Genomic DNA, 23,561 nt, shown 5'->3' on the forward strand with positions numbered 1-23,561 from the left:
CGGGCCGCGCGGGGCGGGTAAAGCCCGTGCGGCATTGCCCTTGCGCCGTGGCTGGACTAGACCGCGCGCCATGTCAGACACGCCTCTTCGCCAACCCGCCTTTGTCCTCGTGCGCCCGCAGATGGGCGAAAACATCGGGGCTGCCGCCCGTGCCATGTGGAATTTCGGGCTGGACCGGATGCGTCTTGTGGCACCTCGCGACGGCTGGCCCAATCCGCGCGCCGTGGCGCTGGCCAGCGGGGCCGGGCGGCTGCTGGACGAGGCCGGGCATTTCCCGACCACCGTCGAGGCCGTGGAGGGTTGCACCTTTGTGCTGGCCACCACGGCGCGCGGGCGCGGGCTGACCAAACCGATCCTCTCGCCGGAAGAGGCCATGGCGCAGGCGCGTGACCATGCGCAGGCCGGGGGAAAGGTGGCGGTTCTGTTCGGGCCGGAACGGGCGGGGCTGGAAAACGACGATATCGCGCGGGCCAATGCCATCATCTCGGTGCCGGTGAACCCGGAGTTCGCCTCGCTCAACCTGGCGCAATGCGTGTTGCTGACTGCTTATGAGTGGCGCCGTCAGACTGCCGAGATCGACCATGCTCGTGTCGAACTGGCGGGCGGCGACTGGGCCACCGCGCTGGAGACCGACAAGCTGGCCGAACATTACGAGGATCGGCTGGCGCAGGCGGGGTTCTTCTTCCCGCCGCAGAAGGCCGAGCACATGAAAACCAACCTGCGCAACCTGTGGTCGCGGATGCCGCTGACCCGTGCCGACGTGCAGATCCTGCACGGGATGATGCGGCAAATGGTGCGCTGGAAAGAGCGCGGCGACTGATCCTGCGCCGTTGATGCGTCCGCGCCGGGGCCCTAGGTTTCGGCGCAACCGGAGGTTCCGAATGACCCAGAAGAAACGCAGCATATTCGAAGAGGTGGACGCGGCCCCCGCCGCACCGGCGGCCCGCGCCGCCGCGCCCAAGGGCAGTCTGATCGCGCGGGACGACAGAGGCGCGCGCCGGGCCATCCGGGCGTGGCTGTGGCTGTTGTTTGCCATGGTTGTTGCGATGATCGTCGTGGGCGGTTTGACCCGGCTGACCGACAGCGGGCTGTCGATCACCGAATGGGCGCCGGTCACCGGGGCGGTGCCGCCGATGAGCCTTGAGGCCTGGGAGACGGAATTCGCCAAGTACCAGCAGATCGACGAGTTCAAGGTCGAGAACAGCGACATGACCCTGACCGAGTTCAAGGCGATCTACTGGTGGGAATGGGGCCACCGGCAGTTGGGCCGCACCGTGGGCCTGGTCTGGGCCGTGGGCTTCCTGAGCTTCCTGGCGATGAAGAAGATCCCTGCCGGCTGGACCGGGCGGCTGTTGTTGCTGGGCGGCCTTGGTGGGCTTCAGGGGGCCATCGGCTGGTGGATGGTGGCCTCGGGACTGGTCGAGGGGCGCACCGATGTGGCCTCCTACCGGCTGGCGGTGCATCTGGGGCTGGCCTTTGCCATCCTGGGGCTGATTGCCTGGTACGCCTTTCTGCTGGGGCGCAGTGCGCCGTCCCTGATGACGGCGCGGCGGGGCCGCGATGCCAGGCTGTTTTCCATGTCCACCGGGATGATGCATCTGGCCTTCGTGCAGATCCTGCTGGGGGCGATGGTAGCGGGCATCGACGCAGGCCGCAGTTTCACCGACTGGCCGCTGATGGCGGGGCAGGTGTTTCCGATGTCGGCCTTCGACATCGACCCGTTCTGGCGCAACTTCTTCGAGAACCCGGCGCTGGTGCAATTCATCCATCGCACCGTGGCCTATCTGCTGCTGGCCTTCGGCATCGTCACCTGGCTGAAGGGCCGCAAATCGGGCAACCGGGCGACGGCGCGCGCCTATGACTGGATGGCGGTGATGCTGTTCGGCCAGGTGGTGCTGGGCATCGGCACAGTGCTGTATGCCGCGCAATGGCACATCGCGATCACCCATCAACTGGGGGCCGTGGCGCTGTGGGTGCTGATCCTGCGGGCGCGGTTCCTGAGCCAGTATCCGGCAGACCAAAGCGTGCGGGGCCGGGCATGAGCTATGACGCGCTGATCGCCCATGCCCGCCAGACGCAGGCGCTGGCCGAGGTTGCGGGCCGTCTGGGCTGGGACCAGGAAACCGTGATGCCGCGCGGGGCCGCCGGCCAGCGGGCCGAAGAAATGGCGGCGATGGAGCAGGTGCTGCACGCCCGCCGGTCCGATCCGCAGCTGGGCGACTGGCTGGCCGCCGTGACGCCGGCGGATGAGGTCGAGGCCGCACAAGTGCGCGAGATCCGCCGGGCCTTTGACCGCGCCACCAGGGTGCCTACCGATCTGGCGGCCCGGATTGCCCGTGTCACCAGTCTTGCGCAGGGCGATTGGGCAGCGGCGCGGGCCGCCGATGATTTTGCCGCCTTCGCCCCGCGCCTGGCCGAGGTGGTGGCCCTGAAGCGCGAGGAGGCGGCGGCGCTGGCCTCGGGCGGAGATCTGTATGATGCGCTGTTGCAGGACTATGAGCCCGGCGCCACGGCGGCCGATCTGGAGGCCATGTTCGGGGCACTGCGCCCACGTCTGGTGGCGCTGCGCGACCGCATCCTTGGCGCGCCGCAACCACCCGCTTTGACCGGAACCTTCCCCGAGGCCGCCCAGCTTGAAATGGCCCGGGAACTGGCCGAACTCTTCGGCTATGACCTGAGCCGGGGGCGGATCGACACGGCGGTGCATCCGTTTTCCAGTGGCTCGGGTGCCGATGTGCGGATCACCACCCGCACCGACCCGGCCGATCCGTTCAACTGCTTCTACTCGACGATCCACGAGGTCGGCCACGCCACCTATGAGCAGCGGGTCGATCCGGCCTATGCGCTCAGCCCGATCGGGCGCGGAGCTTCGATGGGGGTGCATGAAAGCCAGAGCCGGATTTACGAGAACCAACTGGCGCGCAGCCCGGCCTTCGCCAAATGGCTGTTTGGCCGGATGCAGGCGAAGTTCGGCGGCCTGGGTGTTGACACCGCGCAGGAGTTCGCGCGGACCGTCAACCGGGTCACCCCCGGCTTCATCCGCACCGAATCCGACGAGGTTCAGTACAACCTGCACGTCCTTTTGCGGTTCGATCTGGAGCGCGCGCTGATCGCCGGAGATCTGCAGGTTGCGGATCTGGAAGAGGCCTGGAACGCGCGGTTTTTCAAGGACTTCGGGGTGAAGGTGCCGAAAGCCTCGCTGGGGGTCTTGCAGGATGTGCACTGGTCGGTGGGGCTGTTCGGCTATTTCCCGACCTACACGCTGGGCAATGTCTATGCGGGCTGCCTGTATCAGGCGATGGCGGCCGATCTGCCGGATCTGGAGGCCGATCTGGCGATCGGCGATCTGACCGCCGCGCTGGCCTGGCTGCGCCCGCGTCTGCAGGTGCACGGGGCGCTGCGCGACGGTGCCGAGACCCTGCGCCACGCCACCGGGCACCCCCCCACGGAAGGCCCGCTGCTGGACTATCTGGAGGCGAAGTTCGGCGCGCTTTACGGGCTTTAGGGCGGTCTGGAACGCGTCTGGCCGGCGTATGGCCCGCGTATGGCTTGCACGCCCATCCGGCCCTGCCCATATGTGAGACCGTATGACGGAGGGTTTTCCGATGGGCTATACCAAGACAGCACTTCTGATGGCGGGGATGACCGCGCTCTTCATGGGCGTGGGCTGGATGCTGGGCGGCTCGGGCGGCATGATGATCGCGCTGGTCGTGGCCGCCGCGATGAACCTGTTCAGCTGGTGGTCGTCGGACAAGATGGTGCTGCGGATGCACAACGCGCGCCCCGTGACCGGGTCGGATGGCGGGCTGGTGCCGCTGGTGGCCGATCTGGCGCGGCGGGCCGAACTGCCGATGCCCGCCGTCTATGTCATCGAGACCGAGCAGCCCAACGCCATTGCCACCGGCCGCAACCCCGACAACGCCGCCGTGGCGGTGACCACCGGGCTGATGCGCAGCCTGAGCCGCGCTGAACTGGCCGGGGTCATCGCCCACGAACTGGCCCATATCAAGAACCGCGACACGCTGATCATGACAGTTACAGCGACTTTCGCCGGGGCGATTTCGATGCTGGCCAATTTCGCCATGTTCTTCGGCGGCTCGCGAGAGCGGATGGGGCTGCTGGGCACCATCGCGATGATGATCCTGGCGCCGCTGGCCGCAACGGTGGTGCAGATGGCGATCTCGCGCTCGCGCGAGTACGAGGCCGACCGGGTCGGGGCCGAGATCTGCGGCGATCCCAACTGGTTGGCGGACGCGCTGATCGGCATCCAGCGGGGGGCGTCTCGGATCGACTATCACACCGCCGAGCGCAATCCGGGCACCGCGCATATGTTCATCATCAACCCGCTGCACGCCCATGCCGTCGACGGGCTGTTCCGCACCCACCCGGCCACGGAAGAGCGCGTCGCCCGCCTGCGCGCCATGGCCACGCCGGTGCAGGACAGCCGGGTGCCACGGGCGGGACGGGGGGCGCGGCGCAATCCTTGGGGGTGACGTTGCGGGCTTGCACGCACCCTACGGTCTTAAAGTTCATGGCTGATCGGAAACGGCCCTAGGCGGGCTTTTGACAACGCCGTTTCCGTCTGATCAACGCCAAGCTTGCCAACGAAGCAAGCAAACCGGCCGCAGGTGCCGGGAGCGGGACATTCGTAGGACGCAGGCTGTTGGAAGGGTCGACGGCGGTGATATCGGCGTAGAGTGACCATTTCCCACAGGTAAAATAGTAGCAGCCGATTTCGCCGGGGGCCAGGAAATCACTCAATTGGCTGCCTGGAGAACCCCAGCCCTCTTCCGCAGACAGCGCAGGGCTCACGCCGTTTGGAAAATGCCACCCAAAGCGAATTTCATCATATACGCCGTTGAAGGGCAGTGTGCCGTACTCATTCTCTGGCAGAGTATAGTGCTCAATTACCTTGCCGTTTCGAAGCCCCTGTACGTAGTAGAAATCTGGCACTTCTCCGTAGGACAAATAACCCCCGGTTTCGGTAGAATACCACAGACCGTCAATGTAATAGGGCCCAACGGAAAATGGTAGCCCGTCTTTGTGTCGAAAATTAAAGTGATACGGTACCGGGTTGCTTTGAACATAGTCGAATCCTTGGACAAACCCATAAGTGGCGTCCCAGATAGGGTCGTAGTACAAGAAGTCGAAATAGAACGTCCCACCCTGCGGGTAAGTGGGGTATGAGGATGCTGACACCCTGGTCGGCGGGATTGTAGACACCAGTGCCACACAGAGAATCGACGCGCAAATAGTTGTCCAAGATCTGACCGCAAGGTAATGAATCATGGCTACAGGTTCCCCAAAATCATCTGTAAAAGTGGCAATTCCGGACTGTGGCGGCCGGACGTCGTTGATTAGACCGGTGCTTCTGCACAAAATCAATATTCTTGCGCTGTGCGATTAACGTTATGTTTGCCGACCACGGCCCGGACGGTTGAAAAGTTTGGAAATCACATCGCGTTGGCCCCGCGAACGGCATGGGGAACACACTGAAAAAATACGCGCGGCGTTGGGCACGCGAAAGGACACTCTGATTTGTGAAACCGGTCGGGGTTGAGGCGGGGTGAACCCTGCCAAAATTAGAAGCCCTCACCGCCGCCCTGCTGCCACGGCTTCACCAGATTCCCGAACCGTGTAAACCGGCCCTCGAAGCTCAGGTCCACCGAGCCAATCGGCCCGTGCCGCTGCTTGCCGATGATGACCTCGGCCTTGCCGTGCATCTTCTCCATGTCGTCCTGCCATTTGGCCATGGCTTCCAGATTGTCGTCGGCGGGCTTTTCGCGTTCTTTGTAATATTCTCCCCGGTAGACGAACATCACCACGTCGGCGTCCTGCTCGATCGAGCCGGATTCGCGCAGGTCCGACAGTTGCGGGCGCTTGTCGTCGCGGTTCTCTACCTGCCGCGACAGCTGCGAGAGCGCCACGACGGGGATGTCCAGCTCCTTGGCGATGGCCTTCAGGCCCTGCGTGATCTCGGACACCTCGTTGACGCGGCTGTCCTTGGCGGTGGCCGGGCGCACCAGTTGCAGATAGTCGACAAACAGCGCGTCGAGCCCATGGGTGCGTTTCAGGCGGCGGGCGCGGGCGGCGAGCTGGCTGATCGGCAGGGCCGGGGTGTCGTCGATGAACAGCGGGCAGGATTCCAGCGTCTTGGCGGCCTCGACAAAGCGGCGGAACTCGGCCTCGGTCATGTCACCGCGGCGGATCTGTTCGGAGGGCACTTCGGAGGCTTCCGACAGCACCCGCGCCGCCAGCTGCTCGGCCGACATCTCCAGCGAGTAGAAACCGACGACGCCGCCGTTGACCGCGCCCTCGGTGCCGTCCGGCGTGATGCCCTTCTGATAGGCCTTGGCGATGTTGAAGGCGATGTTGGTGGCCAGCGAGGTCTTGCCCATCGACGGCCGCCCGGCCAGGATCAGCAGGTCCGACCGGTGCAGCCCGCCCAGCTTCTTGTCCAGATCGTCCAGCCCGGTCGCCAGCCCCGCCAGCCCGCCGTCGCGCATGTAGGCAGCATTGGCCACGTTCACCGCATCGGTGACGGCGGACAGGAAGGAGGTGAAGCCGCGGTCGGTCTGGCCCTTCTCGCCCAGCTTGTAGAGCGCCTGTTCGGCGGCAACGATCTGGTCCTTGGGGCCGGTCTCCACATCGACCTTGCTGGCCTGCGTGGCGATGTTGCGGCCCAGCTCGATCAACTCGCGCCGGATCGCCAGGTCGTAGATCAGCTCGGCATAATCCTTGGCCGCGAAGGTCGAGATCGCCGCGCCGGCCAGTCGGACAAGATACTGCGGCCCGCCCAGTTCCTTCAGCCCTTCCTCATCCTCCAGGAAAGTGGCCAGGGTCACCGGGGTCACCAGCGCGTTCTTGGCGATGCGCGCGGCGGCGGCCTCATAGATCTTGCGATGTACCGGGTCGAAGAAATGTTCGGGTTTCAGCACCGAGGCGATGCGGTCGTAGATCTGATCGTTGGTCAGCAACGCGCCCAGCAACTGCTGCTCGGCCTCGATACTGTGGGGCAGTGTGCCTTCGGCCTCCGCCTGCTCGCGCGGAACCACTGCCCCCAGCCCTGCCAAATCGTTCATGCCTGTGCCTCCGGGCCGTCTTTTTCTGGGTTGGACCGGGGGATACGCGCTCCCCCGAGTCGGTGCAATTGGATAACCCTGTGGAAATCCTGTGCAGATCCTGTGAGATGCTGTGGACTTACCCGATCTTGCGGTGCGAAGGGCTTGCCTGTCAATATATGGGTGGCCTCAAAGGGGCAATCGCCCGATCGGCCACAGATTGTCCGGCTCGAGCGGCAAGACCTTGCTGCGAGACGACCGGCAATGGCGCGTGCTTGCGAGACACGCCTGCCTGGCGCGCTCTCAGCCGCGCGCCGCCTGCCAGGCCCTTGGATCGTTCAGAAAGGATTCGACCTCATCCAGCGTCTCTGCATCGAAATCCTGGGCCGCTTTCGCTTCGGCCAGAACATCATGCCAGGTGCACAGGTGATGCAGCGCGATGCCATGGTCGCCCAGGGTCTTCTCGGTTTCCGGGAAAATCCCGTAATAGAAGATGACCGCCGTATGACCGCACATCGCCCCGGTCTCGCGGATCGCATCCACGAAGCTCAGCTTCGAGCCGCCATCGGTGGTCAGATCCTCCACCAGCAGCACCCGCTGGCCCTCGGTCATGGCCCCTTCGATGCGCGCGTTGCGCCCATAACCCTTGGGCTTCTTGCGGACATACGTCATCGGCAGGGCCAGACGCTCGGCCACCATGGCCGCGAAAGGAATGCCCGCAGTTTCACCGCCTGCGATATTGTCGAAGGTCTCGAATCCGGCCTCGCGCAGCACCGTCACCGACAGGAAATCCATCAGTGTGGAGCGGATGCGCGGATAGCTGATCAGCTTGCGGCAGTCGATATAGGTGGGCGAAGGCAGGCCGGAGGCCAGCGTAAAGGGCTCCGCCGCGTTGAAGTGCACCGCTTTGATTTCCAGCAGCATGCGCGCGGTCAGACGCGCGATCTCGGCCTTGTGGGGATAGGAGGATGGGATCATGTTCGAAGGTCTTTCCTAATTTTTCTTGGCATAAATACTCAAATTCCCGGCCCAGCCACAATCGAAACGCCTGTGGCCGGAGGCCTGTCATGAGTATTTTTCACAAGAAAAAGCCACATCAGTCCTGAACCCGCCAGTGCAGCGGGAACCCGGGGTCGAATACGGTGACGGGGCCTTCGCCGGTGTCGATCCGCGCCGGGTAGGTGACAGGGTCGCCTTTCACCAGGGTCACGGTGGCCTCGTTCTCCGGCAGCTTGTAGAAGGCGGGCCCGTGGCGCGAGGTGAAGCCTTCGAGCTGGTCGAGGGCGCCTTCACGCTCGAACACTTCCGCAAGGCAACTGAGAGTGTTCGTAGCGGTGAAGCAGCCGGCGCAGCCGCAGGCGCTTTCCTTGTTGGCATCCGTATGCGGCGCGCTGTCGGTGCCGAGGAAGAAGCGTGGATTGCCCGATGTGGCCGCCGCGACCAGCGCGCTGCGGTGGGTGGCGCGTTTGGCCACTGGCAAGCAATAGTAGTGCGGCTTGATCCCGCCGACGAGGATATGGTTGCGGTCGATGATCAGGTGATGGGTCGTGATGGTGGCGCCCATCTGGCCCTCGGGCTGGTCCTTGACGTAGTCGACGCCGTCCTTGGTGGTGATGTGTTCCATCACCACCCGCAGGTTGGGGATGCGGCGGCGCAGGGGGTCCAGCACCGTGTCGATGAACACCGCCTCGCGGTCGAAAATGTCGACCTCGGGATCGGTGACCTCGCCGTGGACGCAGAGCGGCAGGCCCAGCAGGGCCATGGTCTCCAGCACCCGCGTGACCTTGTCGAAATCCTTCACGCCGGAGGCCGAATTGGTGGTGGCGCCCGCGGGATAAAGTTTCACCGCCGAGATCAGGCCGATTTCGGCGGCAGCGCGCACGGATTTCGCTTCGGTCTCTTCGGTGAGATACAGCGTCATCAGTGGCTGGAACTTGTTGTTCAGCGGCTTGGCGGCCAGGATCCTGTCGCGATAGGCGGCGGCATCTGCCGGGGTAATCACCGGCGGCACCAGGTTGGGCATGATGATGGCGCGCCCGAAATGGCGGGCGGTTTCGGGAAGCACCGCGCGCAACATGTCGCCGTCGCGCAGGTGCAGATGCCAGTCGTCGGGCTGGCGGATGGTGAGGCTTTGGGTCATGGGCGTCGCATAGCGAAAATCCCGGCGCTGTGCCAGAGCCTGCGACGCAAGGGGCCTGTGGAATCGCAACCGCGCGTTCTGCGGCGGGTTGTGCGGATGCAGCATTGTCCGGATCGGCTTTGGCGGGAAATCGCGCGAAACACCGCAATATTGTCACGGTTTGACCGAATTGGGGGGCGAAACCACCGAATGGCCCGCATTTTCGCTATGCTGCAGTTGCACAATGTGCAAGAGTGCTCACATGCGGAGAGAAGGTTTTTCCGCGCTGTGTCGCCGTTGCGCGCAACGCGGGGACTTCGTGGAGTTGCTAGGTTTCAGGGTCACCCCCAACCCGTGCCGGACCGGTGTGGTTTATCCGGCAGCAGAAAAAGCCAAGGCGAGGCCGGAGAGTTTCGGCCGTCGCAGAGATGGAGAAAGTGAAATGATGATGACGCCGCTCGATATCTGGCGCCAGAGCATGGAATTCTGGTTTCGGAGCGCCACGACCCAGGTCGAGATGACCCGCCGGATGATGGCGATGTTCCCGTCGTGGAATGTCGTTGCCATCGATGGTTCGGTGGTTGCCAACGCGCCGGCCCCCGCGCCGGTTGCGCCGAAGGCCGAAAAGCCGGCGCTGAAGACCGTGCCCGCCGCCGTGAAACCGGCGCCGAGCCGCAAGGTGGCGCCGAAGCCCGCTCCGGCGACGGATGCCAAGCCGCTGGAAACCGTTGTGGCCAAGGTCGCCGCGCCGGTGGAAGCCGAAAAACCTGTCGAGCCGAAGCTGAAACCGGCCCCGCGTGCCAAAGCCGCGCCCAAGGCCGCTTCGGTTCCGGCTCCGGCTCCCGCCGCGAAAGCTGTCGAGACCTCGGACGCTCCTGCCAAACCGGCCCCGCGCAAGCGCGCGGCGGCGAAACCGGCCGCCGTCAAGCCGGATACGCCTGCCGCGACCTCGCGCCGCCGCCGCACCCCGGCCAAGCCGCAGGTTCCGGACGCGCTGAAGCCGACCGACGGCAAGGGCTGACCCGGCATCGCCGCGCGGCCTGTCGGGTCGTGCGGTCCTCGGCCTGCCGGATCGGCGGGCCGACCTCCCCCGCGGGCAACCCGGGATCATGATAGAACAAGAAAGCAATCGCCATGATGTCTTCCGATCCCCTCCCCGCAACCCCTGAAACCGACGTTGACAGCGGCCTGCTGTATGATCTGACCCATACCGGCACCAGCCTGGCCGCGATGGCGTCCGAGGCGCATACGGTGATTGCCATGCGCACCCTGGGCATGCTGGGCTTCTGGCCGATGGGCGTGGGCGAAAACACCCAGATGATCATGGAAAAGCCTGCCGCGATGGCGCTGGCAGCGGATGAGGCCTTGCGCGCCACCCTGCAGGGGCTGCGTCCCGATCAGGTGCTTGGCGCCGCGCTGGAGCCGATCCGCGCGCGCACTCAGGACAACGCCCACCGGTTGACCCGTCTCGACATCTGGGAACGCAACTGACGACAGGATTGCATCCGCCCATGGGCGGGACCGGGGGATCGCTGACCTAAGGCGGATGCCCGGACAGAATAGGCGCACGGTTTTCCCGTTGCGCCTTTTTTCTGTGCAGCGTCAAGGGGAAGGCGAACAGCCATGCATGTCGCACAGGGCTGGCTTGCGCAACAGGGGGTTGCCGCCTGGCGGGGCTGCGGGTAGCTCTCGGTCCCGGGAGGAATGCAACGGTATACCGTACAGGAGTTATCCCTATGGCCCAGTCCCTTGCCGCTTCGAACCCCGCCTTCCTTTCCGGTCCGCTTCAGGCGGTGGCCGAGATGTTCGACAAGGTGACCTGGTCGGACGAGTTTCGGGACCGGGTCGCGGATCTGAGCGCCTTGTCCGACCGGCAGTTGGCGCGCAGGGGGCTGCGGCGCAGCGAGATCTCGCGCCATGTGCTGCGGCAGATGTCCATGGCCTGAGCCGCCGACATCGGCGGGCAGGGCGGCGTCGCAGGACAATACCCGGGGGCCGTGCCGTCGTCGCGCGCACTGGCCCATCTGCCACAGCATTGCTGCATTGCAGAAACAGCTTTAACGGGATGTAGCGAATTCGTGCTAGGTCTGGGGTAGGGAGGAAACCCACACCAGAGGTTTCCGATGCACGAAGCAAAGACAGACGACGCCACCGAGATCATTTTCATGCCGCCCATCGCGCCGGCGCTGGATCGCACCCTGTGCGATCTGGGCTTCGGGCTGAACCCGGCGTCCCTGCGGCGGGCCATCCTGCCCGAGGTTCTGCGACTGAATGCCAAATCCGATGCGGAACTGTCCCTGATCGGCATCCGCCGCGCGCAGATCCCCGCTTTTGTTCTGCGGCACCGCTTTCCGCATATGGACCCACGCGCGGCATAATCGGAACTTGCGCCTGTGGGGTGAATTCATAGGGTGAGCCTATGACCGTCACCCTGCGCCAATTGCGGTACTTCAAGGCTTTGGTCGAGGCCGGACATTTCGGCATCGCGGCCGAACGGATGCACGTGAGCCAGCCGGCGCTGTCGGTCCAGATCAAGGAGCTGGAGCTGACCCTCGGTGACCGGCTGGTGGAGCGCCTGCCGCGCGAGATCCGCCTGACCCCGCGCGGGCGGGCGGTGCTGGCCCGGACCGAGCGGATCCTGACGGAAGTGACCGAACTGGAAAGTGCGGCGCGCCGCGACGGGCCCGACGCGGTGATCCGGCTGGGCGTGATCCCGACCGTGGCGCCCTATCTGCTGCCGGCGGTGTTCGAGGATCTGGCCGCGCGCGGGCAGGTGCGGCTGCAACTGCGCGAGGCGCAGACCGCGACCCTGACCGCCGAACTGCTGGATGGGCGGCTGGATGCTCTGCTGATGGCGCAGCCCGACCGCGATCCCCGTCTGGCCGCGCAACCGCTGTTCGAGGATCGCTTCCTGCTGGCGGGCACGGCGCCGCGTCTGGCGCGGGTCGCGGCGCGGATAGAGCATCTGCGGCCCGCGCTTCTGGATCCCGACGACCTGCTGTTGCTGGATGAAGGCCATTGTCTGGCCGATCAGGCGCTGGAGGTCTGCGGGCTGGATCGCAACGCCCTGCGGGTCGATCTGGGCGCGGCCTCGCTGGCAACGCTGTGCCGCCTTGTGGCAGCCGATCACGGGCTGACCCTGTTGCCGGAACTGGCACTGGCCAGCGAATGCGCGGCCTCTCCCGAGATCGCCCTGCGCCGGTTCGAAACGCCGGAACCGCGCCGGGTGCTGGCGCTGGTCCGCCGGGCCGGAGCGGCGGACGAACCCTGGGTTAGGGACCTGGCCGATCTGCTGACGCGCGCCGGAAGGCGGGTGCAGACGGCGGCCGCGCAACGGGCGTGACCACCGCACCGAAACGCAAAAGCGGGCCCCGGAAGGCCCGCCCCGAAAATTGCCACTGTTGCCGCGATCAGGCGGCGGCGGTGGCGTTGGCTTCGCGCAGGTAGTTCAGCACGGTTTCCGGCGAGGACACGCCATAGGGATCTTCGCCATGGTTGTCGGCCAGGCCGGGCTCTTCGAACCAGGCTTCGACAGTGCCGTCGTTGACGATGGCGGCATAGCGCCAGGACCGGGCGCCGAAGCCCAGGTTGTCCTTGGCCACCAGCATGCCCATCTTGCGGGTGAATTCGGCCGAGCCGTCGGGGATCACCTTGACGTTCTTCAGGCCCTGGTTCTCGGCCCATTTGTTCATGACGAAGCTGTCGTTGACGGACAGGCAGTAGATCTCGTCGATGCCTTCGGCGTTGAAATCGTCGAAGCCGTTTTCGAAGCCGGGCAGTTGGTAGGTCGAGCAGGTCGGGGTGAACGCACCAGGCAGGGCGAACAGGACCACGCGCTTGCCGGCGAAATAGTCGGAAGTGGTCTTGTCCTGCCAGCGGAAAGGGTTCGGACCTTCGATGCTGTCGTCGCGGACGCGGGTGTGAAAGGTCACTTCGGGAAGCTTGAGGCCAGCTTTCATGGGGACTATCCTGTATCAGACGTAGAGATATTGCCGCGCTGCGGCATGACTTTGATTTAGAAATGTTCTAAACCAGTTACAAGTCGGAACCGGAGTTTTTTGCCAGGGCATGGCGGCTATGCGCTCAAGACACGGGACAAGTCAGCAAGACTGGCCTATAGATGCGGCACTGGAGGAGGAAATTGATGCGTGATCTGAACATCCCCGAGCAGCGCCACCCGGAAAAGGCGCACCGGCCCGACAATGCCCAGCCGAGAAAGCCAAGCTGGATCCGCGTCAAGGCGCCGATGTCGGACGGGTACAAGAAGACCCATCAGATCATGCGCGAGCACAAGCTCACCACTGTCTGCGAGGAAGCGGGCTGTCCCAATGCCGGCGAATGCTGGAGCCAGGGCCACGCCACCATGATGATCATGGGCGAGATCTGCACCCGCGGCTGCACCTTCTGCAACGTGGCCACTGGCCGCCCCGATACGCTGGACGCCTTCGAGCCGGGCCGCGTGGCCGATGCGGTCAAGAAGCTGGGTCTGAACCATGTGGTCATCACCTCGGTGGACCGTGACGATCTGGAAGATGGCGGGGCCGAGCATTTCGCCCAGACCATTCGCGCCGTGCGGCACCGGTCGCCCGACACCACGATCGAGATCCTGACGCCGGATTTCCTGAAATGCTCGGATGACGTTCTGGAGGTCGTGGTTGCGGCCAGGCCGGATGTGTTCAACCACAATCTGGAAACCGTGCCGGGCCTCTACCCGGAGGTGCGCCCCGGCGCACGCTACTTCCATTCGCTGCGCCTGTTGCAGCGGGTCAAGGAACTGGACCCGACGATGTTCACCAAGTCGGGCATCATGGTCGGTCTGGGCGAGGACAAGCAGTCCGTGCATCAGGTCATGGACGACATGCGCGCCGCCGACATCGATTTCCTGACCATCGGCCAGTACTTGCAACCCACACCCAAGCACCACGTGGTGGATCGTTTCGTGACACCCGATGAATTCAAGGCCTATGAAAAAGCCGCCTATGGCAAGGGCTTCCTGATGGTCTCGGCGACGCCGCTGACGCGGTCGTCCTATCACGCGGGCGACGATTTCGCCCGGCTGCGCGACGCCCGTCTGGCCAAGCTCGCCAAGGGCTGACACCGCTCCTGCCGCGCGGAAGAAAAGGGGCCCGCAGGCCCCTTTTGATGTTAGGGCTTCTCCAGACCCTTATCTCTCGGCACGATTGACCTTGTGACAGGCGGTGCAGGCACCGCCGATATTGCTCACGGCCGGACCCAGGTCGTCGTGCGCGTCGATCTGGGTCGCGGCGGTTTCCGCGGCCACGCGCAAAGCATCGGCCTTGTTTGAGAAATCCTCGTAGTTCTGCCAGATCGCGGGCAGCGCCCTTGATTTTTCGCTCATTTCCTCGGCTTCGAACAGGGCCGGTACCTCGGCTGCGGTTTCCGCGATATTGGCGGCGGCGGCCTGCGCTTCTTCCGCGTCGAAGGCCATCTCGCCCTTGGTCATCTTGATCAGGATCCCGATACTGCCATTCATGGATTTCATGACTTCCATGCGCTGCTTGATGATCGGATTGGTTTCCTCGGTTTGGGACAAGGCCATGGTGCCGAGTGTCATCGGCAGGACAAAAGCGAGGCTCTTCAGGATATTCATGTGGGGTCTCCTCGGGTTGGGTGAAATTGTCAGGGGGCGCTGGCCACGGGGGGAAGGGCGGCGATATAGGCCGCCACCGCGGCACGGTCTTCGGCGGACAGCTTCGCCATGTTGTTGATCACATCGACCATATGGCCGCCTGCCGCGTCGAAGTTCGGGGTGAAGCCGGTTTCCAGAAAAAACACGATGTCGGACTCACCCCAGTCCAATGCTGCCGGGGTGATGTTGGGCACCTTGCCCTTGCCCGACGGGTCTGGCGCGCCCGCCATCCAGCGGTCGGTGTCCATGCCCCCCAGCGCCGTGCGCGGGGTATGGCATTCGCCGCAATGGGCCAGCGCCTCGACCAGATAACGCCCGCGTTCCAGTTTCGGATCGTCGCCCACTGGCAGCACCCAGTGATCGGACAGATACAGCAGGTTCCAGCCGAACATCGCGCGGCGGATGTTGAAGGGGAAGCCCACCTGGTGCGGCTGGCTGGGGGCATCGGACGCGGGCAGGGTGTCCAGATAGGCCTTCAGGTCGGCGATGTCCTGAAGCTCCATATGGGTATAGGCCGTATAGGGAAAGGCGGGGTAGTAATGCTCCCCCTCTGGGCTGACGCCGCGTGTCAACGCGCCCGCCAGATCCGCCAGATCCCAGCCGCCGATGCCGTGATCGGGATCGGGCGAGATGTTGGGGGCGATGAAGGTGCCGAAATCAGACGGGAATTTTTGGCCACCCGACAGCACCCGTTGTGCCTCGCCCTCGGCCCCCGGTGCCATGTGGCACGAGGCACAACCGGCCGCGGTGAAGATGGTTTCTCCCGCCACCGGATCGCCGGTCAGCCCGGCGACGTCGCTTTCGGGCATTGGACGCCCTGCAGAGACGGTCCACCCCACGCCGGCCAAAGCACACAGGACAATCAGACCGATGAAAAGACGCGACATACAGGCTCCGGCACGGTGAAATGCAGTGACACGGATACCCTTGCACAAGGATTGGCGGCTGTCCTGCCCCTTGGTCACCGCCTCACAGGGGTGTGATCGGAACCCCGCGCCGCCCGACACCCCGGTCCGGGATCAGCCAGTCGGGCCAGCCGTAAATCTGTTCCCACAGCACGAAAGCGGCGCAAATCAAAAGAATCAGCAGCAGGATGCGGAACTGCGCCCAGCTTGGCGGGCGCCGCACCAGGTTCGACATCCGCATGAGCCATTCCGGCGGGATCATTCGGTAAAGCGCACCTTGCCGATATAGGGCAGGTTGCGGTTGCGCTGGGCGTAGTCGATGCCATAGCCGACCACGAATTCATCCGGAATCTGGAAGCCGGTCCAGTCCGCCTGCACGTCTACTTCGCGGCGGGACGGTTTGTCGAGCAGCACGATCGAGCGCAGCGATTCCGGCTTGCGCTGCTTCAGCAGGCCAACCACATGCGACATGGTGTGGCCGGTGTCGATGATATCCTCGACCAGCAGCACGTCGCGGCCCTCGATGCCGCTGCGCAGGTCCTTGAGGATGCGCACCTCGCGGCTGGAAATGGTGGAGTCGCCATAGGAGGAGGCCTCGATGAAATCGACCTCGATATCCAACTCCAGCTCGCGCACGAGGTCGGCAATGAACACGAACGAGCCGCGCAGCATCCCCACCACGACCAGCTTGTCGACACCGGCATAATGGGTCTCGATCTCGCGGGCGAGATCCTCGATCCGGGCGGCAATGGCCTTGGCCGAGATCATCGGATCGATTACATAGCTGCGGTCTGACATATCGTCCCCTTGATTTCACGGGTCAACTTTACGATACGGGCGCCCAATGTCTTGCCGTCAAAAGGACACAGATGCCCCGTCACGCCGAAAAACGCCACATGCCCTATAGCGCGGACCAGATGTATGCGCTGGTCGCCGATGTGGCCGCCTACCCGGACTTCCTGCCGTGGTGCGCCGCAGCCCGCATCCGGGCGCGCACGCCCCAGGGCGATGCCGAGGTGATGGAGGCGGATCTGGTGATCTCGTTCAAGGTGTTCCGCGAACGCTTCGGCAGCCGTGTCACCCTGTGGGCGGAGGCCCGCAAGATCGACACCGAATATCTGGATGGCCCGTTCAAGTTCCTGAAATCGCACTGGGTGTTCGAACCTGCCGAGGATGGTGGCTGCAACGTCGATTTCTTCGTGGATTTCGAATTCAAGAACCGGGTGTTGCAGAAGGTGATCGGCGTGGTGTTCCACGAGGCCATGCAGCGCATCGTGCGCGCCTTCGAGGATCGCGCCAAGGCGCTCTATGGCGCGTCAGGCGTCTAGGGCGGCTTCCAGCAAGTCCAGCGCCCGCGCCACGGTGGCGGCGCGCACCTGCGCCCGGCCAATGGCGCCGAAGTCCTGTGTTTCGACGTGGGTGGGCTGGCCGGTCATGGCCAGGCCGAAGCAGACCCGGCCTTCGGGCTTGTGCTCCGACCCGCCCGGCCCGGCGATGCCGGTGACCGAGACCGCCAGTTGCGCGTCTGACCGGGCCAGCGCGCCTTCGGCCATTTCGCGGGCCACCTGTTCCGACACCGCGCCATGGGCGTCCAGCGTGTCGGCCTGTACGCCCAGCATCGCCTGTTTGGCAGCGTTGGAATAGGTGACGAAGCCGCGATCCACCACGTCTGACGATCCCGCCACCTCGGTCAGCGCGCCCGAGATCAGCCCGCCGGTGCAGCTTTCGGCGGTGGCGACCCTCAGCCCACGGGCGCGGGCCTTGTCCAGAATGCGCGCGACGGTCATTGGCCCATCAGCCCGTGCGAGACCCCGGCGGCCAGCGCCACCACCACGGCGGCCATGACGCCCGCGATCAGGTCGTCCAGCATCACGCCCCAGGGGGTGTTCTTGCGGTCGGCCCAGCCTACAGGGCCGGGTTTCCAGATGTCGAACAGGCGGAACATCACGAAGGCGCCGATCCAGCCCGGATAGGGAAAGACCCACGGATCGGCGCCTGCGTGCCACAGCCCCGCCGACAGCGGCCATAGCGCGATCCAGACCCCGGCGGTCTCGTCGATCACCCATTCCGAGGCATCATGCGCGCCGGTCAGCGCCTCTTCGCGGCCAATGGCCCAGGTGCCGACAGCGATGACAATCAGGGTGGCCAAAAACAGGCCCGGAAAGCCGGTCAGCCCGTGAATGACCCAGGCCAGCGGGATCGAGGCAGCGGTGCCCCAGGTGCCGGGGGCCGGACGGATCAGACCGACACCGCCCAGGGTACAGATGGCGCGGGTCAGTCTCATGCCGCCACCAGCGCGGCGGTGGCAATCGCGGCGATGCCTTCGCCCCGCCCGGTAAAGCCCAGCCGTTCCGAGGTGGTGGCCTTGACGCTGATGCGCCCGGCCTCCAGCCCCGTGATCTCGGCCAGACGCGCCTGCATGGCGGTGGCATGGGGGCCGATCTTGGGCATTTCGCAGACCAGCGTGCAGTCGATGTTGCCGATGGCAAAGCCCCGGCTGGCGGCCAGATCGACCGCGTGTTTCAGGAAGATATCGCTGGGCGCGCCCTTCCACTGCGGGTCCGAGGGCGGGAAATGGCGGCCGATGTCGCCTTCGGCCAGCGCGCCGTAAATGGCGTCGGTGATGGCATGCATGCCGACATCGGCATCCGAATGGCCCAGAAGCGCCTTGTCGTGGGGCACGGTGATGCCGCACAGGACAACGCCGTCGCCTTCGCAGAACCTGTGCACGTCATAGCCATTGCCGAGGCGGATATCCATCTGCGCTCCTTCGCGTTCGCCCAGCAGAAGTTCGGCGCGGGCGAAGTCCTGGGGCAGGGTGATCTTGATGTTGTTCTCATCCCCGGCGGTGATGGCCACGTCAAGCCCGTGGGCGCGGGCAACCTCCACATCGTCGGCGGCGCCGCCGGGGTGGGCGGCATGGGCGGCGCGGATGGCGTCAAGGTGAAAGCCCTGCGGGGTTTGCGCCCGGAACAGACCCGCGCGATTCTGGGTGCCGGTGACCTGCCCGTCAGCACCGCGCCAAAGCGCATCGGTGACGGCGACGGCCGGGGCCGCGCCGGGATGGGTGGCCAATGCGGCCAGAACCCCGTCGATCACCCTGCGGCTGACGAGCGGTCGTGCCGCATCATGGATCAGCACACGGTCGCAGGTGTCGGGCACCGCCGCCAGCCCGGCCTGCACCGAGGCATCTCGGCTGGCCCCACCGTGCACCACGTGTAAAGGCAGGTCCGGGTGGGGCAAGGCCGCGAACAGATCGGCGTCCTCGGGGTGGATCACCATCACCAGCACCGACACCTGCGGGTGCCGCGCCAGCGCCCGCAGGGTATGGGCCAGCACCGGTTCCCCGCGCAGGGGCTGGTATTGCTTGGGCAGGGCGCCTCCGGCGCGGGTGCCGCGCCCGGCGGCAACGATGACAGCAGCGGCGGTCATGGGATCCTCCGATCAGATGCCGATTGTTTAGGACTTGCACCTGTGAGAGACAATCCATGCCCGATAGCCGGGGTATTTGCTCAAAAAATGTGCAGAATGTGGTTGAGGCGTCTTAAATGCGCCCGTCCACTTTGCTATTGCTGGGCGGGCACGTACAGAAAAAAGACATTCGCGTAAGGATTGAGCAGTTGTCCATTCGCTTGGCACATCAGGAAATCGCACCCAATGTGGTGCTGGCACCGATGGCGGGGATCACCGATCTGCCGTTTCGCAGGCTCGTGTCCCGCTTCGGCGCCGGGCTGGTGGTGTCGGAAATGGTCGCCAGCCAGGAAATGGTACAGGCCAAGCCCGGCGTGCGCGAGCGCGCGGAACTGGGTTTTGGCGAGACCCGCAGCGCCGTGCAACTGGCCGGGCGCGACCCGTATTGGATCGCCGAGGCCGCGCGCATGGTCGAGGCCAATGGCGCCCGCATCATCGACATCAACATGGGCTGCCCAGCGAAAAAGGTGGTGGGCGGCCTGTCGGGCTCGGCCCTGATGCGCGATCTGGATCTGGCGCTGCGTCTGGTGGAGGCTGTGGTCGCCGCCGTGTCCGTTCCGGTGACGCTGAAAACCCGGTTGGGCTGGGACCATGACTGCCTGAATGCGTCCGAGTTGGGGTCCCGCGCCGCCGATGCCGGAGTGCAGATGCTGACGGTGCATGGGCGCACCCGCTGCCAGTTTTACAAGGGGCGGGCCGATTGGGCAGCAATTGCCCCGGTGGTCGATGCGCTGGACATCCCGGTGCTGGCCAATGGTGACATTTGCAACGGTCCGGATGCGCGCGCGGCGCTGGCGGCCTCTGGCGCGGCCGGGGTGATGGTCGGGCGCGGCGCGCAGGGCCGGCCCTGGGCATTGGCAGAAATCGCCACCGATCTGCACGGACAGCCCGCGCCACAGGTTCCCGAGGGGAGAGATTTCGTGGACATGGTCGAGGACCATCACAAGGACATGCTGGGTTTCTACGGCGCAAGCCTGGGCCTGCGCGTCGCGCGCAAGCATCTGGGCTGGTACATGGACACCGCCAACACGCCTGCAGCGCTGCGGCGCGAGGTTCTGACCGCCGCCGCCCCGGCGCAGGTGCATGCCCTTCTGCCGCTGGCGCTGGATGCCCATGCGGAGATGGCCGCATGACCGAGAACTGGGCCGAAACCCTCTGGGCGTCGCTGCCGGTGCCGGCGGTTCTGGTCGATGCCGAGGACAAGATCCTCGACATGACCCCGGCGGCGGAATCCTTCCTGAACACCTCGGTCAAATCGGTGCGCGGCTATCCGGTCTGGGACAAGGTGATGGTCGACGCGCCGCTGGAAGAGGCCTTCGCGCGCGTGCGCTCGGACAAGGCGGGCCTTTATATCAACGACGTGGACGTGGGCAGCGGCAACCGCGCCCCGGCGCAATGCAACCTGCAGATCGGGCCGGTGATGCGCGATCCGGGGCTGGTTCTGGTGCTGTTCGAACCGCGCCAGATCGCCGAGCGCATGGACCGCGCCAATTCGATGAAATCGGCAGCGAAATCGGCCATCGGCATGGCCGAGATGCTGGCCCATGAGATCAAGAACCCGCTGGCGGGCATCACCGGGGCGGCGCAGCTTCTGGCAATGGGGCTGCGCGGCGAGGATCTGGAGCTGACCGATCTGATCGTGGGCGAGGCCCGGCGCATCACCAAGCTGCTGGACCAGGTCGAGCAATTCGGCAATCTGCGCCCGCCGGTGCGCAAGTCGGTGAACCTCCACGATCTGCTGGATCGCGCCCGCAAGTCCTCGGCCCTTGGCGTGGCCGCGCGCATGAAGATCGTCGAGGATTATGATCCCTCGCTGCCAAACACCCATGTGGACGGCGATCAGATGCTGCAGGTGTTCCAGAACCTGATGAAGAATGCCGCCGAGGCCTCGGACCCGAAATCGGGCGGCACCATCACCCTGCGCACCTTCTATGACATGGCGCTGCGTGTGCGCCGCAGCGATGGCAGCCACGCGCGGCTGCCCCTGCAGGTCGAGATCATCGACGACGGTTCCGGCATTCCCGCCGACATCGTCGCCGACATCTTCGATCCCTTTGTATCGAGTCGCGAAAACGGCACCGGGTTGGGGCTGGCCCTGGTGTCGAAGATTGTCTCGGATCATGACGGGTGGGTCGGCGTGGAAAGCACGCCGGGCCGCACCGTTTTCCGCATTTCCCTGCCTGTCGCCCCCAAAGAAGAGACGGAGACGCCCTGATGGATGGCACGATCCTGGTGGCCGATGACGATCGCACGATCCGCACGGTCCTGACCCAAGCCCTGACGCGTGCAGGCTGCAAGGTGCATGCGACCTCCTCGCTGATGACGCTGATGCGCTGGGTCGAAGAGGGCAAGGGCGACCTTGTGATTTCGGATGTGATCATGCCCGATGGCAACGGTCTGGAAACCCTGCCGAAGATCAGCGAGGCACGGCCCGGCCTGCCGGTGATCGTGATCTCGGCGCAGAACACGATCATGACGGCGATTCAGGCCGCCGAGGCGGAAGCCTTCGACTATCTGCCCAAACCCTTCGATCTGCCCGACCTGATGAAACGCGCCGGGCGCGCGCTGGAGGTCAAGCGCCGCGCCCCGGTGCGCCGCGATCCGGTGGACGAGGATACCGACGAACTGCCGCTGGTCGGCCGCACCCCGGCCATGCAATCGCTGTACCGGCTGGTGGCGCGGGTGATGAACACCGATCTGTCGGTGATGATCTCGGGCGAAAGCGGCACTGGAAAATCGCTGATCGCGCGCGCCATCCACGACTTCAGCGACCGGCGGGCGATGCCCTTCGTGGTGGCCTCGGCCACCGATCTGGACGGCGTCGATGGCCCGGCCAACCTGATCGCGCGGGCGCGCGGCGGCTCGATCCTGTTCGACGAAGTCGGCGATTTCGACCTGGAGGCACAGGCCAAGATCGTGCGGATGCTGGACGGTTTCGGCGATCCCTCGCCGCGGATCATGGCGACCTCGCAAGAGGATCTGAGCGGGCGCATCGACGACGGTGGTTTCCGGCAGGACCTGTACTATCGGCTCAGCGGGGTGACGGTGCAGGTGCCTGCGTTGCGCGAACGGGTCGATGACATCCCGCTTCTGGCCGATCACTTTCTGGCCCGTGCCGAGCGGGACGGCGCCCCGGCCCGCCGTTTCGACGATAACGCGATGGAAATGATCCGCGCCTATTCCTGGCCCGGCAACGTGCGCCAGCTGGAAAACACCGTGCGCCGCCTGGTGGTCACCAGCCCCGAGGACCAGATCTCGAAGGTGGATGTGGAACATGTGCTGGGCAACCAGCCGGCGATGGAGCCGATGGGCGGGCGTGCAGCCGATACCGACAAGCTGTCGGCTTCGGTCGCGGCGCATCTGAAGCGCTATTTCGACCTGCACGGCGGGGTGCTGCCGCCGCCGGGTCTGTACCAGCGCATCCTGCGCGAAGTGGAAATGCCGCTGATCGAGATCGCTCTGGATGCCACCGGCGGCAATCAGGCCAAATGCGCCGATCTTCTGGGCATCAACCGGAATACGCTGCGCAAGAAGATCACCGACCTTGATATCCGCGTGACACGCCGGCGAAAATTGATGTAAGCGTGCAACAGGGCGTTGCAGCCCTGCCGCAGGTATGACATCCGCGGCAACGCGACGATCAATCTGTTCGAGGTCCGGCATGCGCGCAGACCTGGGTCGGTCGACCTGGCTCATGCTCAACGAATTCAGTCGCCGCCGACGGGTGCGCACCGGGGCCACCTTTGCCATGGTGATCCTCGGGCCGACCCTGGCCGTGGCCACGTTCCTTGTGCTCGGGCCTCTGGCGCTGGGATCGTCAAGCGGCGGTCTGCGTTTTGTCCTGCTGCTGGACTTCGTCTATATCCTGACCCTTGCCGCGCTTGTGCTCTATCGCATCGCCGGGATGATCGCGGCGCGGCGGGCGCATTCCGCGGGCTCGCGGCTGCACCTGCGCCTGACCGGGGTGTTCACGCTGGTGGCGCTGATCCCCACGGTTCTTGTGGCGGTTTTTGCCGGGCTGACGGTCAACATGGGGCTTGAGGGCTGGTTTTCCGAACGGGTGCAATCGGTGATAGGCGCCTCGCTGGACGCCGCCGAAGCCTATCAGGAAGAACAGCGCCGCGATCTGAAGACCGATGCCACCGCGCTGGCGGATCTGCTGAACGCCCAGCAGCAGCGGGTGTTCGTGGTCTCGGACGGGGACTTCCGGCAGGTTCTGGCACAGGGGCAGGCGCAGATCCAGCGCGGGCTGAAAGAGGCCTATGTGATCGATGGGCAGGCCGAGATCCGGGCCCGCGGCGAACGCTCCTACCTGTTCGACTACGAAGCGCCGGGGCTGGAGCAGCTGGTCGCGT

General features: G+C 65.1%; 26 protein-coding genes and 1 pseudogene. 15 read left to right on the plus strand and 12 right to left on the minus strand.

Features of this window, described 5'->3' with window-relative positions:
- Nucleotides 1–70: 70 nt before the first annotated feature.
- The 4 genes from AB0T83_RS01860 to htpX all read left to right on the plus strand — a co-directional run bounded on the left by AB0T83_RS01860 (nucleotide 71) and on the right by htpX (nucleotide 4,493).
- The gene (locus AB0T83_RS01860) at nucleotides 71–820 is read left to right on the plus strand and encodes an RNA methyltransferase (RefSeq protein ID WP_366191032.1); all 750 of its coding nucleotides are present in this window, start codon (nucleotides 71–73) and stop codon (nucleotides 818–820) included.
- 61 nt (nucleotides 821–881) lie between these two features.
- Nucleotides 882–2,042: a heme A synthase gene (gene ctaA / locus AB0T83_RS01865; RefSeq protein WP_366191033.1), complete on the plus strand. Its 1,161-nt coding sequence runs from the start codon at nucleotides 882–884 to the stop codon at nucleotides 2,040–2,042.
- On the plus strand, nucleotides 2,039–3,505 hold the full coding sequence (locus tag AB0T83_RS01870) for a carboxypeptidase M32 (RefSeq protein WP_366191035.1): 1,467 nt from the start codon (nucleotides 2,039–2,041) through the stop codon (nucleotides 3,503–3,505). The genes ctaA and AB0T83_RS01870 overlap by 4 nt, the downstream gene beginning before the upstream one ends.
- 100 nt (nucleotides 3,506–3,605) lie before the next feature.
- Nucleotides 3,606–4,493, plus strand: a complete 888-nt coding sequence (gene htpX, locus AB0T83_RS01875) for a zinc metalloprotease HtpX (protein ID WP_366191099.1) — start codon at nucleotides 3,606–3,608, stop codon at nucleotides 4,491–4,493.
- Nucleotides 4,494–4,551: 58 nt separating this feature from the next.
- On the opposite strand, the gene AB0T83_RS01880 is transcribed toward htpX, so the two are convergent.
- From AB0T83_RS01880 to pyrC, 4 genes are all read right to left on the minus strand, one after another.
- Nucleotides 4,552–5,289, minus strand: a complete 738-nt coding sequence (locus AB0T83_RS01880; RefSeq protein ID WP_366191037.1) for a hypothetical protein — start codon at nucleotides 5,287–5,289, stop codon at nucleotides 4,552–4,554.
- Between the two features lie 293 nt (nucleotides 5,290–5,582).
- On the minus strand, nucleotides 5,583–7,082 hold the full coding sequence (locus AB0T83_RS01885) for a replicative DNA helicase (RefSeq protein ID WP_366191038.1): 1,500 nt from the start codon (nucleotides 7,080–7,082) through the stop codon (nucleotides 5,583–5,585).
- 282 nt (nucleotides 7,083–7,364) lie between these two features.
- A complete protein-coding gene (locus tag AB0T83_RS01890; protein ID WP_366191040.1) occupies nucleotides 7,365–8,039 on the minus strand; it encodes an orotate phosphoribosyltransferase in 675 nt (224 codons plus the stop codon).
- A 118-nt stretch (nucleotides 8,040–8,157) separates the two neighbouring features.
- Nucleotides 8,158–9,201 carry a dihydroorotase gene (gene pyrC, locus AB0T83_RS01895; RefSeq protein WP_366191042.1) on the minus strand — a complete coding sequence of 348 codons (1,044 nt, stop codon included), beginning with the start codon at nucleotides 9,199–9,201 and terminating at the stop codon, nucleotides 8,158–8,160.
- A gap of 421 nt (nucleotides 9,202–9,622) precedes the next feature.
- Here pyrC and AB0T83_RS01900 point away from each other — a divergent pair, with 421 nt between their 5' ends.
- From AB0T83_RS01900 to AB0T83_RS01920, 5 genes are all read left to right on the plus strand, one after another.
- Nucleotides 9,623–10,201 (plus strand): hypothetical protein, encoded by a 579-nt coding sequence (locus tag AB0T83_RS01900; RefSeq protein ID WP_366191043.1) that lies wholly within the window; start codon nucleotides 9,623–9,625, stop codon nucleotides 10,199–10,201.
- 116 nt (nucleotides 10,202–10,317) lie between these two features.
- Nucleotides 10,318–10,671: a hypothetical protein gene (locus tag AB0T83_RS01905; RefSeq protein WP_366191045.1), complete on the plus strand. Its 354-nt coding sequence runs from the start codon at nucleotides 10,318–10,320 to the stop codon at nucleotides 10,669–10,671.
- Between the two features lie 245 nt (nucleotides 10,672–10,916).
- Nucleotides 10,917–11,126, plus strand: coding sequence for a hypothetical protein (locus AB0T83_RS01910; protein ID WP_366191047.1), 210 nt, complete (start codon nucleotides 10,917–10,919; stop codon nucleotides 11,124–11,126).
- A gap of 177 nt (nucleotides 11,127–11,303) precedes the next feature.
- Nucleotides 11,304–11,558: a hypothetical protein gene (locus AB0T83_RS01915; RefSeq protein WP_366191049.1), complete on the plus strand. Its 255-nt coding sequence runs from the start codon at nucleotides 11,304–11,306 to the stop codon at nucleotides 11,556–11,558.
- A gap of 41 nt (nucleotides 11,559–11,599) precedes the next feature.
- A complete protein-coding gene (locus tag AB0T83_RS01920) occupies nucleotides 11,600–12,523 on the plus strand; it encodes a LysR substrate-binding domain-containing protein (protein ID WP_366191051.1) in 924 nt (307 codons plus the stop codon).
- A 67-nt stretch (nucleotides 12,524–12,590) separates the two neighbouring features.
- Here the strand turns inward: AB0T83_RS01920 and AB0T83_RS01925 are convergent, their stop codons facing one another.
- On the minus strand, nucleotides 12,591–13,139 hold the full coding sequence (locus tag AB0T83_RS01925; protein WP_366191052.1) for a peroxiredoxin: 549 nt from the start codon (nucleotides 13,137–13,139) through the stop codon (nucleotides 12,591–12,593).
- Between the two features lie 185 nt (nucleotides 13,140–13,324).
- Here AB0T83_RS01925 and lipA point away from each other — a divergent pair, with 185 nt between their 5' ends.
- A complete protein-coding gene (lipA, locus tag AB0T83_RS01930; protein ID WP_366191054.1) occupies nucleotides 13,325–14,275 on the plus strand; it encodes a lipoyl synthase in 951 nt (316 codons plus the stop codon).
- Nucleotides 14,276–14,344: 69 nt separating this feature from the next.
- Here the strand turns inward: lipA and AB0T83_RS01935 are convergent, their stop codons facing one another.
- From AB0T83_RS01935 to hpt, 4 genes are all read right to left on the minus strand, one after another.
- On the minus strand, nucleotides 14,345–14,791 hold the full coding sequence (locus tag AB0T83_RS01935; RefSeq protein ID WP_366191056.1) for a c-type cytochrome: 447 nt from the start codon (nucleotides 14,789–14,791) through the stop codon (nucleotides 14,345–14,347).
- 29 nt (nucleotides 14,792–14,820) lie between these two features.
- On the minus strand, nucleotides 14,821–15,639 hold the full coding sequence (locus AB0T83_RS01940; protein WP_366191058.1) for a c-type cytochrome: 819 nt from the start codon (nucleotides 15,637–15,639) through the stop codon (nucleotides 14,821–14,823).
- Between the two features lie 160 nt (nucleotides 15,640–15,799).
- Nucleotides 15,800–15,997: a hypothetical protein gene (locus tag AB0T83_RS01945; RefSeq protein ID WP_366191060.1), complete on the minus strand. Its 198-nt coding sequence runs from the start codon at nucleotides 15,995–15,997 to the stop codon at nucleotides 15,800–15,802.
- Entirely contained in the window at nucleotides 15,994–16,533 is a 540-nt protein-coding gene (gene hpt, locus AB0T83_RS01950; protein ID WP_366191061.1) for a hypoxanthine phosphoribosyltransferase, read from the minus strand. Before hpt ends, AB0T83_RS01945 begins: the two co-directional genes overlap by 4 nt.
- Nucleotides 16,534–16,604: 71 nt before the next feature.
- Here hpt and AB0T83_RS01955 point away from each other — a divergent pair, with 71 nt between their 5' ends.
- Entirely contained in the window at nucleotides 16,605–17,063 is a 459-nt protein-coding gene (locus AB0T83_RS01955) for a type II toxin-antitoxin system RatA family toxin (protein WP_366191063.1), read from the plus strand.
- Here the strand turns inward: AB0T83_RS01955 and AB0T83_RS01960 are convergent.
- Genes AB0T83_RS01960 through AB0T83_RS01970 form a run of 3 tightly spaced genes read right to left on the minus strand, consistent with a single transcriptional unit; the run spans nucleotide 17,052 to nucleotide 19,167 of the window.
- Complete coding sequence (locus tag AB0T83_RS01960) at nucleotides 17,052–17,522, minus strand: CinA family protein (RefSeq protein ID WP_366191065.1); 471 nt, start codon at nucleotides 17,520–17,522, stop codon at nucleotides 17,052–17,054. The two genes, AB0T83_RS01955 and AB0T83_RS01960, sit on opposite strands and share 12 nt — an antisense overlap.
- Nucleotides 17,519–18,019 carry a phosphatidylglycerophosphatase A family protein gene (locus AB0T83_RS01965; protein WP_366191067.1) on the minus strand — a complete coding sequence of 167 codons (501 nt, stop codon included), beginning with the start codon at nucleotides 18,017–18,019 and terminating at the stop codon, nucleotides 17,519–17,521. The genes AB0T83_RS01960 and AB0T83_RS01965 overlap by 4 nt, the downstream gene beginning before the upstream one ends.
- Complete coding sequence (locus tag AB0T83_RS01970; RefSeq protein WP_366191069.1) at nucleotides 18,016–19,167, minus strand: bifunctional 2-C-methyl-D-erythritol 4-phosphate cytidylyltransferase/2-C-methyl-D-erythritol 2,4-cyclodiphosphate synthase; 1,152 nt, start codon at nucleotides 19,165–19,167, stop codon at nucleotides 18,016–18,018. Before AB0T83_RS01970 ends, AB0T83_RS01965 begins: the two co-directional genes overlap by 4 nt.
- 188 nt (nucleotides 19,168–19,355) lie before the next feature.
- On the opposite strand from AB0T83_RS01970, the gene dusB reads away from it, so the two are divergent.
- The 4 genes and pseudogenes from dusB to AB0T83_RS01990 all read left to right on the plus strand — a co-directional run.
- Nucleotides 19,356–20,339 carry a tRNA dihydrouridine synthase DusB gene (gene dusB, locus AB0T83_RS01975; protein WP_366191071.1) on the plus strand — a complete coding sequence of 328 codons (984 nt, stop codon included), beginning with the start codon at nucleotides 19,356–19,358 and terminating at the stop codon, nucleotides 20,337–20,339.
- Entirely contained in the window at nucleotides 20,336–21,421 is a 1,086-nt protein-coding gene (locus AB0T83_RS01980) for a two-component system sensor histidine kinase NtrB (protein ID WP_366191072.1), read from the plus strand. The genes dusB and AB0T83_RS01980 overlap by 4 nt, the downstream gene beginning before the upstream one ends.
- Nucleotides 21,421–22,788 carry a response regulator gene (locus AB0T83_RS01985; RefSeq protein ID WP_366191074.1) on the plus strand — a complete coding sequence of 456 codons (1,368 nt, stop codon included), beginning with the start codon at nucleotides 21,421–21,423 and terminating at the stop codon, nucleotides 22,786–22,788. The genes AB0T83_RS01980 and AB0T83_RS01985 overlap by 1 nt, the downstream gene beginning before the upstream one ends.
- Nucleotides 22,789–22,867: 79 nt before the next feature.
- Nucleotides 22,868–23,561 (plus strand): annotated as a pseudogene (locus AB0T83_RS01990) (PAS domain-containing sensor histidine kinase); the annotation flags it as partial.

The organism is Meridianimarinicoccus marinus (assembly GCF_040689105.1).
In the GTDB taxonomy this organism is placed as follows: domain Bacteria; phylum Pseudomonadota; class Alphaproteobacteria; order Rhodobacterales; family Rhodobacteraceae; genus Meridianimarinicoccus; species Meridianimarinicoccus marinus.